Genomic DNA, 13,221 nt, shown 5'->3' on the forward strand with positions numbered 1-13,221 from the left:
CTTGTCTAATTTAATATCAGATCGCTTTCGGATGCCGGGACGCCCAGTCGAAGACGGAACAACTCTCGACATCGCCATGGGGCTCTAGCATGGTGATCTCAGATCAGCTTGGACTCTGGCGCGATCGCGTGCGGACTGCTGCGCAGCCACACGGTGATCGGGGGGGCGATGATGGAACAACCATGCTCGGCACCGCGATGACCGCGCCGCCGCGCTCCGCATCCGGTGATGCGGCAGGGGGCGCGGTCCCGCGGACGGTCGAAGGCCCCGATTCCATCCCGTTCCGGGGTCGGACGGCGATCCGCCTCGTCCCGGATCTCGGCATCGCCTCGGTGTTCGAGCCGTCCCGGCGCTGGCGCGACGAGGGTCCGGGCGAACGCCTGCTGCTGGTGCGGCCCGCGGTCGGACGCCTCCAGGTGACCTTGGGGGGCCGCAGCGTCGCCTGCTGCTCGCGAGACGCGCTGCTCGTTGCCGCGAGCCGGGGCGCGGTCTTCGACGCGCTGGGCGTCGACCGGATCGACCTCCTGGCGATCGAGCGGGATCGGCTGACCGGCCCGCTCGCCGCGCTGGAGACCGGGCTCGTCCGGCGGATCGGCCGGGACCATCCCGGCCTGCAGACCCTGACCGTCTACGGGGCGAGCCTCCTGCGGGGGCTGATCCCGGTCGGATCCGCCGGCATCGCGGACCTCGTCCGCGCGCATCTCGCCGAGCTCCTCGCCTTCACGGTGCGCGAGCCAGCCCCCGTGATGGTCTCGCCCGGCCTGAGCCGGCGCGATCTGCGGATCCAGGCGCTCAAGGCCGAGGTCGAGCAGCGCCTCGGCCGGCCGGACCTGAGCCTGGAGGCGGTCGCGCAGGCGCAGCAGATCTCCAGCCGGCAGGTCCAGGCGATGTTCCAGGCGGAGGGCGAGACCTTCTCGGGCTTCGTCCTCGGCCGCCGCCTCGACCGGGCGATGCAGCGCCTCACCGATATCGAGGACGCCCGGCCCGTCAGCGCCATCGCCTTCGATGTCGGGTTCGGCGACCTGTCCTACTTCAACCGCACCTTCCGCAAGCGCTTCGGCCTGACGCCCTCAGAGGTCCGCCGGTCGGGCAGGGCCGCCGAGTGAGAAAAGTTTGAACTGCCGGAGCGCCCGCGTTGGCGGACGCCCGGTGCATGGGCAGCGAGAAGCTTCTCGGAGCCTGTTTTACCGCGATCCGTCTGGTGCGTCGAGCTCTACGGCCTCGACATTCAGGTCATGACCCCGGCGCAGACGCGCCGCGGGCCCCCTCAAAAGCGCAGCTGCATGCATGCGGTCCCGGCATGCGAGCGGAGGTTGCCTCCGATCTGGCCCCGATACTCGCCGGTCACCGCGATGCCGGCGCCGAGGCTGATCTGGAAGCCCAGCCCTGCAATCATCGCAGCGTCGGTGACTCGCCGGCCTTCAGATGACGATCCTCGCCCTCGGGACCGCCGAGGGAAACATGCGAATTCAGGCGCCCGAGATGTTCGAAGACGTGCTCGAAGGCACGGGTGACCGCCTCGTCGAAGGAGCCGTCGCGCTGGCCCTGTGAAGCTTTCAGGGCGCGGAGGAGGTCCTGGTGTTTCTCGTGGTCGCTCGACATATCGTTCCTCCTACTGATCCTAGCGCCAGCGAGGGGCCAAGCACTGGTGTCGGCATCGGTTCCTGCCGCCGACCTGTGGCTAACGTTTTGCTGATGCCGCGACCGTGTTCTTGGCGATCCAGACCGCGAGCGGGATTTCCGTGAGCGGGCGATCACCGAGGAGTTAGCGGGCGACCAGTGCGAAGGCGATGCATTCCTCGCCTTCGACTTCGTCTCCGGCCGCTTTGGCGGTCCATGCGAGACGCTCGGCCCAGCGCACCCGCCGCGCAAGAATGATGTCCCTCAGGACGGCCTCCTCGTGCTGCTTTTTGGTGCCGGGCGTGGCGTCGCTCGGCTCGAACCACGATTGAAGGAACGCGTACGCCTTCGGCCACAGCTTCGAAGCGGCGAGTGCCGCCGCGACGGCCTGCGCCGACTGCCGTTCGGCGGGGACATCGGCGAGCAGTGCCGCGATGAGCGTTTCCGTGTCCAACCGATCCGATCGGATTTGGCCGGCGCTCACAGCCTCGAGACGTAGAGGCGGCGTCGCCGATCGATCCGGCGATTCAGAGATCGGACCAATCATTTTTTGCTCCCGTGGCGCCAGCCCGAGACGATCTTCCTTGTGAACGCCCGGTCGCCGATCCCCACCGCTTCACAGAAGGAAATGTTTGCTGGAATGGGCGAGCGGGTGACCGTCCATAATCCCGACACCGGCCCATTAGCCCCGAAGCGAGCCGACCTGATCGCTCTTCCCAGCTACATGAGCCGATTCTGCGCGGTCCTTACGCGCCGAACGGGCCACAGGAGAGGTTGGGCCGTGACACCCTGATCCGATACCAGGGGCGACGGACCGGGATGTATCGACGACGGCCGGTGACAGGCGTCCAAGCCACCCGCTCGAGACCGAGATAGTCGTGCAGGGTCGGGCCGAGCAGGTCAGCGGACGCGCGGGAGGATGTGCTCGGCGAACCGGCGCATCTCGGCCTCGAAGGGCTGGAACTGCAGCATGAACAGGTCGATGCCGGCCGCGTGGAAGGCGCGGATCCGGGCCGCCACGGTCTCGTAGCTGCCGACCAGACCAGCAGCGGTGCCGCCGTTGGTGCCGACGTGGCGGGTCGCCGCCGCGTCAACCTTGGCGAACATGACGCTCGCCGTATCGGTCCGGGCACGGGTATCGGCGCGCAACGCAGCGTCGCGCTGCGCCAGGGCGAGGAGGCGGGCGTGCTCGGCCTGCGCCGCCGCGTCGGTCTCGCGGGCGATGACGAAGGCCGAGAGCCCGTAGCGCAACGGCCCGTTGGCCGCTGGCCGGCGGGCCACGTCGGCGATCAGCCCGCGGACATCCTCGACCGGCTGGCCGTTGATGAACCAGACATCGGCGTGGTCCGCCGCCAGCGCCCGGGCCGGCTCGGATTCGCCGCCCAGATAGATTTTTGGTCGTGGCCGATAGGTGCCGGCGGGGCGAAGCTGGTACTCCTCGACCTGGAAATGCGCGCCCGAAAAGGTGACGCGCTCGCCGCGCATCAGCCGGTCCACCAGGCCGATCCACTCGCGCCCGTAGGCGTAGCGGTCGTCATGGGCGGGGAACGGCAGGCCGGCCCGCTCGAACTCGGCCCGGTTCCAGGCATTCACGAGGTTCAGGGCGAAGCGACCGCCGCTGACGTGTTCGATCTGCAGCGCCATCTTGGCGAGCACCACCGGGTGGTAGAGCCCCGGCTTGATCGCCGCGATGATCTCGATCCGCGTCGTCAGCGCCGCCAGGGCGGAAGCGGCGGTCCAGGCTTCGAGCTGGTCGCGGCCGGCGTCGTAGGGGTTCATCGTATGCTGGGCGACCAGCACCGAATCGAAGCTCAGGGCCTCTGCCTCAAGGACAAGGGCGCGGTTGCGCTCCCAACTCGCGTCGTCCGGCTCGTCGGGATCGTGATGGGCGGCCCGGGAGCCGTGGACGGCGGCCCAGATGCCGAAGCGGGGTGCGTCGGCCATTGCCTCAGCCCTTCACCGCCGGCGGCGTCCAGATCCGGACGTCGGTGGCGTCGATCCGGCGCGGGATCAGCTTGGCTTCGAGGAAGGTGTCGGCGATCGCCTGCTGCTCGCTGAGTTGCGCCCGTTCCACCGGCTCCACCACATAGGTACGCCGGGCATTGGCCGCGGCCACCACGGCGGGGGGCAGGTCGCCCCAGACGGGGGTGAGCAGCGCCACCGCCGCGTCCGGATTGGCCTTCACCCACTGGCCCGCCTCGACCAGCGCCTGATACACCGTGGCGACCACCTCCGGATGCGCGGCGACGAAGCTGTCATTGACCAAGTAATAGCGGTGGTAGCTCGTCAGACCGGTTCCGTCCGCGATGGTGCGCACCGGGCGCTTGGCTTCGGCGAAAGCCAGGAACGGGTCCCAGATCGACCAGGCATCGAGGCTGCCTCGCTCGAACGCTGCGGCACCCTCCGGCGCCTGCAGATAGGCCGGTCGGATGTCGTCGAAGCGCAGGCCCGCGCGCTTCAAGGCCGCGGCCAGCACGTAGTGACTCCCGGAGCCCGGCGCGACGCCCACCGTGCGGCCCTTAAGGTCGGCGACCGTGCGGATCGGCGAATCCGCCGGTACGATGATCGCTTCGGCGGCCGGCGCACCGCGCTCGCGGGCGTAGAAGGTCAGGGGTGCCCGCGCAGACTGGGTGAAGATCGGCACCGCGTCGGCGACGTCGGCATGGATGTCGACCGCCCCGGCATTCATCGGCTCGGTGACGCTGGTGAACAGGTGCCAGGTCGGCGTGAACCCAAGGGGCGCCAGGCGCTCGGCCAGGGTGCCCTTCACCTTCAGGACCGTGAAGAGCACCGAGGAACGCTGCATGCTGATCTTCACCTCGCGCGCCGCCGCATGCACGGCCGGCGACGCGAAGGGCAGCGCCGCAGCGCCGAGGCCAGCCATGAGGAGCGTCCGGCGGGACGGGGACCGTCCTGCGGGCGTGTCGTCGGTCATCGTGGTCTCCGGCTCGGTGGGCGCCCATCCGCATGCGTGCGGGAACCGACGATCCTCGGTTCGTCGGCTCCTGGATTGGGCGACCTCTATTGAAGCCCGTCCACGGGGGATCGATCAATGAGACAGCGTTCCGAATTCAGCGCGGATCGAAGGGCAATTCCTCTTCGGCGACGACAGAAAACAGCAAAGAGCCTTTGGCGATCGGGGAATCACACGGTGTCGAGCGAACCTCCGCCGACTGGGAGGTCGGCCACATGCCAGCCCCGGCTGAAAAATCGATCTCCATAACGCACACTTTCAGAAAAATCGTTCTATGGAGCCGGGGAACTATGTACCCGCCTTTCCTTGACCCCTCTCGGCGCCGACCGTCATACAGATCGCTTCCGTAAGACCCGAAGCCGTCGCGGACCGCTCGGTCCCGATCAAGGAGCACCCATAGGCTGTGTCCAACCTGCCGCCGTCCCGCGATCCCGCCAGCCCACCCCTCATCCGGTTCGAGAACGTCTCGAAGACCTATCCGGCGCGGAAGGGCGCCGCGCAGGTGGCGGCGCTCTCGGGCATCGACCTCGCCGTCCCGGCCGGCACGATCCTCGGGGTGATCGGACGCTCGGGGGCGGGCAAGTCGACGCTGATCCGGCTGATCAACGGCCTGGAGCGCCCGAGCGCCGGCCGGGTCGTGGTCGGCGTTGCGGAGGTGTCGAGCCTGCCCGAGCGGAAGCTGCGGACGGTGCGCGCCCGGGTCGGCATGATCTTCCAGCACTTCAATCTGCTGTCCTCGCGCAATGTGGCGGACAATGTTGCCCTGCCGCTGGAACTCGCGGGCTGGAAACGCGCGGCGATCCGCGCCCGGGTGGCGGAACTGCTCGCGCTGGTGGGCCTGGAGGCCCAGGCCGGCCGCTACCCGGCGGAGCTGTCGGGCGGCCAGAAGCAGCGCGTCGGCATCGCCCGCGCGCTCGCCACCGAGCCGGACGTGCTGCTCTCCGACGAGGCCACCTCGGCCCTCGACCCGGAAACCACCCGGTCGATCTTGGCGCTCCTGAAGCGGATCAACCGCGATCTCGGCCTGACTATCGTGCTCATCACCCACGAGATGTCGGTGATCCGCGCGGTGGCGGACGAGGTGGCGGTGATCGACCACGGCGCGATCGTCGAGCGCGGCTCGGTCTATGACGTTTTCACCCAGCCACAGGCCGAGGTCACGCGCAGCCTGCTCGCCGGCGAAGTCGGGCTCGACCTGCCGGCCGGCCTCGCGGAGCGGATTTCGGCCGATCCGCGCCCCGGCGGCGTGCCGGTGCTGCGGCTGTCGCTCCGGGGTCCGCAGGCCGATACGGCGATTCTCGCGCGGCTCGCCCGCGAGACCGGGATCGAGGCGGCAATCCTCGCCGGCGCGGTGGACGAGATCGGTGGCCAGCGCTTCGGCTCCCTCGCGGTCGGTCTGTCCCCGGGGCCGGATGTCACCGCCCGAGCCCAAGCCTATCTGGCCGCGCTCGACATACCGGCTGATCTCCTCGGCTATCTTCCGCCGGCTCAGGACGTCGCTCGGGAGGCCGCCCGTGTCGCCTGAACTCATCAACCTCCTGGTCCAGGCCACTCTCGACACGCTGACCATGGTGGCGCTCGCCGCCATCATCGGCACCGTGCTCGGCCTGCCGCTCGGGGTGTTCCTGGCGACCAGCCAGCGGGGCGAATTGCTGGCGGCGCCCGCGCTCAATGCCGCCCTCGGCGTGATCGTCAACGCGACGCGCTCGACGCCCTTCATCATCCTGGTCGTGGCGATCATCCCGTTCACCCGCCTGGTGGCCGGCACCTCGATCGGGACCTACGCCGCCAGCGTGCCGCTGACGGTGGCGGCGGCACCCTATATCGCCCGGCTGGTGGAGTCGGCGATCCGCGAGGTCGATCAAGGCCTGGTCGAGGCCGCCCGGGCCTTCGGGGCGAGCCCGTCGCAGATCATCCGCAAGGTGCTCATCCCGGAGGCGCTGCCCGCCATCGTCATGAGGCTCACCCTCGCCGTCGTGTCGCTGATCGGCTACTCGGCCATGGCCGGCGCGGTCGGCGGCGGCGGGCTCGGCGATCTCGGCATCCGCTACGGCTATCAGCGCTTCCGGCCCGAGATGATGCTCGCTGTCGTGGTCGTGCTGATCGTGCTCGTGCAGATGTTCCAGACCGCGGGCGAGCGCCTGGCACGAGGCCTCAACCGGCGCCATCGCCGGAGTTGATCCGCCGCATCACCAAACCGGCTCGGAGAATCCCAGGACGGTGATCCCGGGAGAGACGATGTGCGCCGAAGCTGTTGCGGCGCGCTCGGAGCGAGGGCGCACCCGCTGGAAAGAAGCTGCGGAAGCCCTTATCCGCGCTTTCGTCCAGCGAGAACGTTGTTTCCTCCCAGGCCCGCCGGAGGAAGCGCCTATTCATGCAGTTGTTCGTGAAGAGATTACGGTTCCAAATCGATCGATAACGGTCGTTTTTCCTGCGCGCTGGCTTGAGATCGCGGCCCGACTTGGCGAATCCATAGGTCTCGCGCCGAACGCCTTCGAGTGTCCGGCAGCGACGATCTGGATGGGATGCTCAAGGCGATGTCGCAGAGGGATGCGGGTTGGGGCGCTGGCCCGAGCGAGCGCTACGAGGAACTGGCCGACCGCTTCCGGCCCGTCTTCGCGGAGATCCGCGCCACGGCGGTCGAGCGCGATTGCACACATGGCCTGCCCCATGCCGAGATCGGCTGGCTGAAGGAGGCCGGCTTCACCACCTTGCGCCTGCCGGTCGAGGCGGGGGGCCACGGCGCCATCCTGCCCGAGCTGTTCAATCTGCTGACCGAGCTGTCGCAGGCCGATTCGAACGTCACCAACGCCCTGCGGGCCCATTTCGGCTTCACCGAGGACGTGCTCGGCTCGACCGCGCCGGAATGGCGTGCGCGCTGGATCGCGAAGATCGCCGCCGGCGAGACGGTGGGCAGCGGCGTCTCCGAGACCGGGGCCGCCAAGGTCGGCCAGTTCGACACGGTCGTGCGCCGCCGGGGCGCCGACCGGGTCGTGTCGGGCAAAAAATTCTACACCACCGGGTCGCTGTTCGCGGACTACATCCACCTCTCGGCCGATGACGAGGACGGCACCACGATCGTGGCGGCCGTGCCGACCGGGGCGCCGGGCGTCGCGATCGTCGACGATTGGGACGGGTTCGGCCAGGCGCTCACCGCGAGCGGCACGATCCGGTTCGACGACGTCGTCCTGTCGCCCGACCTGATCAAGCCCGACCCGGCCCGCTTCCCCTACGCGATGGCGTTCTTCCAGCTCGTCCATCTGGCGACGCTCGCCGGGATCGGGCGCGCCGCGGCCGAGGATGTCGGGCGCCTGGTGGCCGAGCGGACCCGGATCTACAGCCACGGCAATGCCGGGCGGACCGCCGACGATCCGCAGATCCTGGCCGTGGTCGGCCGGGTGCGCGGCAACGCCTACGCGGCCGGCGCCGTGGCGCTGAAGGCGGCCGAGGCGTTGCAGCGGGTCTACGAGCTGCATCGCGACCGGAGCGGCCAGGGAACCGACGCCGAGGCGGAGCGCGCCATCGCTCTGGCCGATGTCGAGGTCAACCAGGCGGTCACCGTGGTCACGAACCTGGTGCTTGAGGCGACCACCATCCTGTTCGATGCGCTGGGCGCCTCCGCGGTGAAGCAGGGGCTCGGCCTCGACCGCTACTGGCGCAACGCGCGCACCATCGCCTCGCACAATCCCCGGATCTACCGGGACCGGATCGTCGGCGCCTTCGCGGTGAACGGCACGGAGCCGCCGCGCCAGTATCGCGTCGGCACGGCCTGAGGGACGCGAGGATGCCGCGCCGTCATGACCGCATGCGCCTCGGCGCGTTCCTGTATCCCGGCGGCCACCACGTCGCGGCGTGGCGCCATCCGTCGTCGCAGGCCGATGCCGGGATCAACGCCGCCCATTACCGGCACCTCGCCCGGACGGCCGAGGCCGCGAAGTTCGACCTGATTTTTTTGGCCGACGGGGTCAGCATCCGCGGGGACGATCTCGACGCCCTGAGCCGCACTGCGATCCGCTATGTCGGGCAATTCGAGCCGCTGACCCTGCTGTCGCATCTCGCGGCGGTGACCGAGCGGATCGGCCTCGTGGCCACCGCGTCGACCACCTACAACGAGCCGTTCCACGTGGCGCGCAAGTTCGCCTCCCTGGACCATCTGAGCGAGGGCCGCGCGGGCTGGAACCTCGTCACCTCGGCCGACCCGCGCGAGGCCTGGAACTTCAGCCGCGAGAGCCACCTCGCCCATGCCAACCGCTACGCCCGGGCGGAGGAGTTCGTGGACGTGGTCCGCGGCCTCTGGGATTCCTACGAGGACGACGCCTTCGTGCGCGACCGGGAGGCAGGCCGGTTCTTCGACCCGGACAAGCTGCACCTGCTCGCCCATGAGGGGGCCCATTTCTCGGTGCGCGGGCCGCTCAACGTGCCGCGCCCGCCCCAGGGTCATCCCGGGGTGGTGCAGGCCGGCTCCTCCGAGGCCGGGAAGGCGCTCGCCGCCCGCACGGCCGAGGTGATCTTCACCGCGCAGGATTCGCTGGACGATGCGGTCGCCTTCTACGCCGACGTGAAGGGCCGGATGGCCCGGCACGGCCGCGACCCGGACCATCTCAAGATCATGCCCGGCGCCTTCCCGGTGGTCGGCCGCACGGAGGACGAGGCCCGGGAAAAATTCGCCGCCCTGCAGGCGCTGATCCATCCGGTGGTCGGCCGTTCGCTTCTAGAACAGCTCACCGGCGCCGATCTCTCGGCCTACCCGGACGATGCGCCCATGCCGGACCTGCCCGAGACCAATGGCGGCAAGAGCCGGCAAGACCTGTTCCTGCGGCTCGCGCGGCGGGAGGGGCTGACGATCCGCGAGCTGTATCTGCGCGCGGCCGGCGCCCGGGGCCACTGGGTCCTGGTCGGGACACCGGTCCAGATCGCCGATGCGCTTCAGGAGCGCTTCGAAGCCTACGGCGCCGATGGCTTCAACATCATGCCGCCGACCCTTCCGGGTGGCCTCGACGATTTCGTAGCGCTGGTCCTTCCCGAATTGCGCCGCCGCGGCTTGTTCCGGGAAGACTACGACGGGAACACCCTGCGCGCGCATCTCGGCCTACCGCGGCCCGAATTCCAGTCGCGCCAACGGCCAATGTGAGGAGTCGAGACCGTGCAGGACCATGCCGCGGTCGATTGGCGTGGCCGTTGGAGCGGCGGATTCCATATTGATCCACCGTCACATCCATATTTCGATTGTGCGCATCCGAGGACAGTAACTCAGATCCATCGCAGTCTTGGCCGATGAAATGTTTATAGAATTACTCATAGGTACAGTATAAATCTGAGGATTGCTATCTCTCGATTAAATCTTTGCCCCGACTGCTGTCGCCTGTGAGGATGTGGCTCGACCCGGTCGCCCGGCGGATGCCGTGAGGGCGATTCATTCTAGGCTCTACGTCAAGCGAGCGAATATCTTTCTTTATACGACAGAAAGATAAGAAAACGCTTTCGTTGACTCGGCTGCGAGTCAATTGAATATTTAAATCGTTGATCCCTCGACGGATCATTCACCGAAATTGAGGACGCATGACATGCTCGGCCGCGAGGCCGGGCCGCTTCGTGCGTCGATCCAGGCCTGCCGTGCGATTGCGCGGCCCGGAGACATCCGATGACCGACGATCCGTCACATCCGGGACCCACAGGATCGGGCCGGATGCCCTCGCGCCGCCTGCTGCTGCGGGCCGGTGCCGCCGCCATGGCCGCGCCCTTCGGCCTCGGCATGGGCGCGGGCCAGGCCTGGGCGCCCGGGCCGGGCGCGCCGTTCGATCCCGGCCCGCTCTGCCGGCCCGCCGCGGCCGAGGCTCCGGCTGGCCCGCTCCGGCCGGTCAAGCTGGCCTGGAACGCCACCGCGATCTGCACCGCCGCTGCGCCGGTCGCCAAGGAGCAGGGCATCTTCGCCAAGCACGGTCTCGACGTGGAATTCGTCAATTTCGGCGGTGCCACCGAGGCCCTGCTGGAAGCCATCGCCACCGGCAAGGCCGATGCCGGGATCGGCATGGCCCTGCGTTGGCTCAAGCCCCTGGAACAGGGCTTCGACGTCCGGATTACCGCCGGCCTGCATGGCGGCTGCCTCAGGTTGCTGGCCGACAAGTCCAGCGGGATCACGGACATCGCGTCCCTCAAGGGCAAGACCATCGCGATCAGCGATCAGGCGAGCCCGGCCAAGAACTTCTTCAGCCTGCAGCTGGCCAAGGCCGGGATCGACCCCGACAGCGGCGTCGAGTGGCGGCAATACCCGGTCGATCTGCTGAATCTGGCGGTGGAGAAGGGCGAGGCCCAGGCCCTGGCCGATGGCGACCCGCGGACCTGGATCTGGCTGAAGGACCCGCGCTTCACCGAGATCTCGACCAACCTTGCGGGGGAATATGCCGACCGCTCGTGCTGCGTGGTCGCGGTCCGCGGCAGCCTGTTGCGCAACGACCGGGCGGTCGCCGCGTCGCTCACCCGGGCGATCCTGGAGGGCGGGCATGCCGTCCACGAGAACCCGGAGGCGGCCGCAAGGGCGTTCTCCGGCTACGGCGGCAAGGGCTCGATCGAGGATCTCGCCGCGATGCTGCGCAGCCAGCATCACGGCGACAGCCCGGTCGGCGGCCGGCTCAAGCAGCAGCTAGCCCTCTACGGCGATGAATTGAAGCTCGTGAACGTCCTGAAGCGCTCGACCGACACGGCGAAGTTCGCCGAGCGGATCTACGCCGACGTGCTGAGCTGAGGTGCCTCATGTCCGGAAGCATCACCGCGGGCACGGCCCTGCGAACCGCCGCCGTACCGACGCGTCTATCCTATCCGCCCTGGCGCGTGCTCGCGGCCGGTATCGTCTGGCTTGTGCTCGCCGGACTCACCCTGCAGTTGCCCGAGGCGGGTGACTTCCCGAGGACGGCCGTGTTCGCCCAGGGATCGGCGGTGATCGGCCTGGCTCTGCTGCCGCTGGGTCTGCTCGCCGGCCGGCTCGGGACCTTCGGGACGCGGCTCCGGCACTGGAGCCCGTGGCTCGCCATCATCGCCCTTGTCCTGCTGACCTGGGAACTCGTCACGGCGAAGTTCGACCTGCTGCCGATGCCGTTCTTCCCGCCGCCCCAGGCGATCCTGGAGGTGTTCCTTGACGATTGGCCGAAGCTCGGCGGCAGCACGCTGAACTCGCTGATCCTGCTGGCCGGCGGCTACGCCTTCGGGGTGGGGATCGGCTTCGTGCTCGGCGTCGCCATCGGGAGCTCGAAGGCGGTGGGCTACTGGGCGCATCCGGTGCTGCGCTTCGTCGGCCCGCTCCCCGCGACCGCGTGGCTACCCCTGGCCTTCTTCGTCTTCCCGTCCTCGTGGTCGGCGAGCACCTTCCTGGTCGCGCTGGCCACCGGCTTCCCGGTCACGGTGCTGACTTGGTCCGGAGTCGCCGGCGTCAACAAGGCCTATTTCGACGTGGCGCGGACCCTCGGCGCCTCGCGCGGCTTCCTGATCCTGCGGGTGGCGATCCCGGCGGCGCTGCCGCACGTCTTCGTCGGGCTGTTCATGGGGCTCGGCGGCTCCTTCGCGGTGCTGGTGGTGGCCGAGATGCTCGGCGTGAAATCGGGCCTCGGCTGGTACCTGCAATGGGCCCAGGGCTGGGCGGCCTACGCCAACATGTACGCCGCGCTGATCGTGATGGCGCTGATGTGCTCGTCGCTGATCACGCTGCTGTTCCGCCTGCGCGACCGTCTGCTCGCCTGGCAGAAGGGGCTGGTGCAATGGTAGCCGCGACGCAGGAACGGCCGGCGGCCCAGTCCGTCGGTGCCAGCCTGAACGTGGAGGCGGTCAGCCACGCCTTCGACATCCGCGGCACGCCCTTGTCGGTGCTGGATCGGGTCGGCCTCGCCGTTGAGCCGGGCGGGTTCGTGGCTCTGCTCGGCCCTTCCGGCTGCGGCAAGTCCACCCTGCTGCGGCTGGTCGCCGGCCTCGAGCCGCCGGACCAGGGCCTCATCACGGTCGACGGTGATCTGGTGGAGGGGCCGGACCCGTCCCGGCTGCTCGTCTTCCAGGATCCGACCCTGTACCCGTGGCGCACCGTGCGCGGGAACGTGGCCTTGGGGCTTGAAGCCCAGGGCGTCGGCCGCGCCGCGCGGGCGGCGCGCATCGATCAGGCGCTGGGGCTCGTCGGTCTCGCCGGCTTCGCGGATGCCTATCCGCACCAGCTCTCCGGCGGCATGGCGCAGCGGGCCGCTCTGGCCCGGGCGCTGGTCAACGAGCCGCGCCTGCTGCTCCTGGACGAACCATTGGGCAAGCTCGACGCCCTGACCCGGCTCGCTATGCAGGCCGAGATCCTGCGGCTCTGGCAGGAGAAGCGCTTCACGGCCGTGCTCGTCACCCACGATGTCGAGGAGGCGCTGATCCTTGCCGAGCGCGTGATCGTGCTGGGCGACCGCCCGGCCGCGATCCGGGCGGAACTCCCGGTCGACGCCCCCTATCCGCGCCACCGGGACGATCCCGACCTCGTCCGGCTGCGCCGGACGATCCTGGAAATCCTCGGCCAGACAACCTGATCGCACGTATCCCTGCGGCGCGCGGCGTTGCGGATCCCAAACTCCGGGCCGCGCGCTGCGAACCTGTGCGTGCACGCCTTCCCCAAA

The 13,221-nt window shown here is 69.1% G+C and carries 13 protein-coding genes; 8 read left to right on the forward strand and 5 right to left on the reverse strand.

Annotated features, from left to right (window positions below; genetic code table 11):
• The first annotated feature begins 182 nt into the window (after window positions 1-182).
• A complete protein-coding gene (locus MKL20_RS07535; protein ID WP_244036154.1) occupies window positions 183-1,106 on the forward strand; it encodes a helix-turn-helix transcriptional regulator in 924 nt (307 codons plus the stop codon).
• Between the two features lie 161 nt (window positions 1,107-1,267).
• Here the strand turns inward: MKL20_RS07535 and MKL20_RS32930 are convergent, their stop codons facing one another.
• The 5 genes from MKL20_RS32930 to MKL20_RS07555 all read right to left on the reverse strand — a co-directional run bounded on the left by MKL20_RS32930 (window position 1,268) and on the right by MKL20_RS07555 (window position 4,504).
• Window positions 1,268-1,396, reverse strand: a complete 129-nt coding sequence (locus MKL20_RS32930) for a hypothetical protein (protein ID WP_279594593.1) — start codon at window positions 1,394-1,396, stop codon at window positions 1,268-1,270.
• A complete protein-coding gene (locus tag MKL20_RS07540) occupies window positions 1,393-1,602 on the reverse strand; it encodes a hypothetical protein (RefSeq protein ID WP_243940874.1) in 210 nt (69 codons plus the stop codon). Before MKL20_RS07540 ends, MKL20_RS32930 begins: the two co-directional genes overlap by 4 nt.
• A 163-nt stretch (window positions 1,603-1,765) precedes the next feature.
• Window positions 1,766-2,167, reverse strand: a complete 402-nt coding sequence (locus tag MKL20_RS07545) for a hypothetical protein (protein WP_244036155.1) — start codon at window positions 2,165-2,167, stop codon at window positions 1,766-1,768.
• 353 nt (window positions 2,168-2,520) lie between these two features.
• The gene (locus MKL20_RS07550) at window positions 2,521-3,564 is read right to left on the reverse strand and encodes an LLM class flavin-dependent oxidoreductase (RefSeq protein WP_244036156.1); all 1,044 of its coding nucleotides are present in this window, start codon (window positions 3,562-3,564) and stop codon (window positions 2,521-2,523) included.
• A gap of 4 nt (window positions 3,565-3,568) precedes the next feature.
• Window positions 3,569-4,504 carry an ABC transporter substrate-binding protein gene (locus MKL20_RS07555; protein ID WP_244036199.1) on the reverse strand — a complete coding sequence of 312 codons (936 nt, stop codon included), beginning with the start codon at window positions 4,502-4,504 and terminating at the stop codon, window positions 3,569-3,571.
• A 493-nt stretch (window positions 4,505-4,997) separates the two neighbouring features.
• Here MKL20_RS07555 and MKL20_RS07560 point away from each other — a divergent pair, with 493 nt between their 5' ends.
• The 7 genes from MKL20_RS07560 to MKL20_RS07590 all read left to right on the forward strand — a co-directional run bounded on the left by MKL20_RS07560 (window position 4,998) and on the right by MKL20_RS07590 (window position 13,134).
• Window positions 4,998-6,119, forward strand: coding sequence for a methionine ABC transporter ATP-binding protein (locus tag MKL20_RS07560; RefSeq protein ID WP_244036157.1), 1,122 nt, complete (start codon window positions 4,998-5,000; stop codon window positions 6,117-6,119).
• Window positions 6,109-6,774, forward strand: coding sequence for a methionine ABC transporter permease (locus MKL20_RS07565; protein ID WP_244036158.1), 666 nt, complete (start codon window positions 6,109-6,111; stop codon window positions 6,772-6,774). Before MKL20_RS07560 ends, MKL20_RS07565 begins: the two co-directional genes overlap by 11 nt.
• A gap of 357 nt (window positions 6,775-7,131) precedes the next feature.
• Window positions 7,132-8,367 carry an acyl-CoA dehydrogenase family protein gene (locus MKL20_RS07570; RefSeq protein WP_244036159.1) on the forward strand — a complete coding sequence of 412 codons (1,236 nt, stop codon included), beginning with the start codon at window positions 7,132-7,134 and terminating at the stop codon, window positions 8,365-8,367.
• An 11-nt stretch (window positions 8,368-8,378) separates the two neighbouring features.
• Entirely contained in the window at window positions 8,379-9,725 is a 1,347-nt protein-coding gene (locus MKL20_RS07575; protein ID WP_244036160.1) for an LLM class flavin-dependent oxidoreductase, read from the forward strand.
• A gap of 510 nt (window positions 9,726-10,235) precedes the next feature.
• Entirely contained in the window at window positions 10,236-11,336 is a 1,101-nt protein-coding gene (locus MKL20_RS07580) for an ABC transporter substrate-binding protein (protein ID WP_244036161.1), read from the forward strand.
• An 8-nt stretch (window positions 11,337-11,344) separates the two neighbouring features.
• Window positions 11,345-12,349, forward strand: coding sequence for an ABC transporter permease (locus MKL20_RS07585; protein WP_244036162.1), 1,005 nt, complete (start codon window positions 11,345-11,347; stop codon window positions 12,347-12,349).
• Window positions 12,343-13,134, forward strand: coding sequence for an ABC transporter ATP-binding protein (locus tag MKL20_RS07590; protein WP_244036163.1), 792 nt, complete (start codon window positions 12,343-12,345; stop codon window positions 13,132-13,134). The genes MKL20_RS07585 and MKL20_RS07590 overlap by 7 nt, the downstream gene beginning before the upstream one ends.
• Window positions 13,135-13,221 lie beyond the last annotated feature (87 nt).

The sequence above is a fragment of the Methylobacterium sp. E-066 genome, from assembly GCF_022829635.1.
Lineage (GTDB): Bacteria > Pseudomonadota > Alphaproteobacteria > Rhizobiales > Beijerinckiaceae > Methylobacterium.

What these genes read in the sequence shown, in the direction of transcription:
- MKL20_RS07580 (WP_244036161.1), top strand. Translation starts at nt 10,236, where the DNA reads ATGACCGACGATCCGTCACATCCGGGACCCACAGGATCGGGCCGGATG.
- MKL20_RS32930 (WP_279594593.1), bottom strand. Translation starts at nt 1,396, where the DNA reads ATGATTGCAGGGCTGGGCTTCCAGATCAGCCTCGGCGCCGGCATCGCG.
- MKL20_RS07585 (WP_244036162.1), top strand. Translation starts at nt 11,345, where the DNA reads ATGTCCGGAAGCATCACCGCGGGCACGGCCCTGCGAACCGCCGCCGTA.
- MKL20_RS07575 (WP_244036160.1), top strand. Translation starts at nt 8,379, where the DNA reads ATGCCGCGCCGTCATGACCGCATGCGCCTCGGCGCGTTCCTGTATCCC.
- MKL20_RS07545 (WP_244036155.1), bottom strand. Translation starts at nt 2,167, where the DNA reads ATGATTGGTCCGATCTCTGAATCGCCGGATCGATCGGCGACGCCGCCT.
- MKL20_RS07535 (WP_244036154.1), top strand. Translation starts at nt 183, where the DNA reads ATGCTCGGCACCGCGATGACCGCGCCGCCGCGCTCCGCATCCGGTGAT.
- MKL20_RS07590 (WP_244036163.1), top strand. Translation starts at nt 12,343, where the DNA reads ATGGTAGCCGCGACGCAGGAACGGCCGGCGGCCCAGTCCGTCGGTGCC.
- MKL20_RS07550 (WP_244036156.1), bottom strand. Translation starts at nt 3,564, where the DNA reads ATGGCCGACGCACCCCGCTTCGGCATCTGGGCCGCCGTCCACGGCTCC.
- MKL20_RS07540 (WP_243940874.1), bottom strand. Translation starts at nt 1,602, where the DNA reads ATGTCGAGCGACCACGAGAAACACCAGGACCTCCTCCGCGCCCTGAAA.
- MKL20_RS07555 (WP_244036199.1), bottom strand. Translation starts at nt 4,504, where the DNA reads ATGGCTGGCCTCGGCGCTGCGGCGCTGCCCTTCGCGTCGCCGGCCGTG.
- MKL20_RS07570 (WP_244036159.1), top strand. Translation starts at nt 7,132, where the DNA reads ATGTCGCAGAGGGATGCGGGTTGGGGCGCTGGCCCGAGCGAGCGCTAC.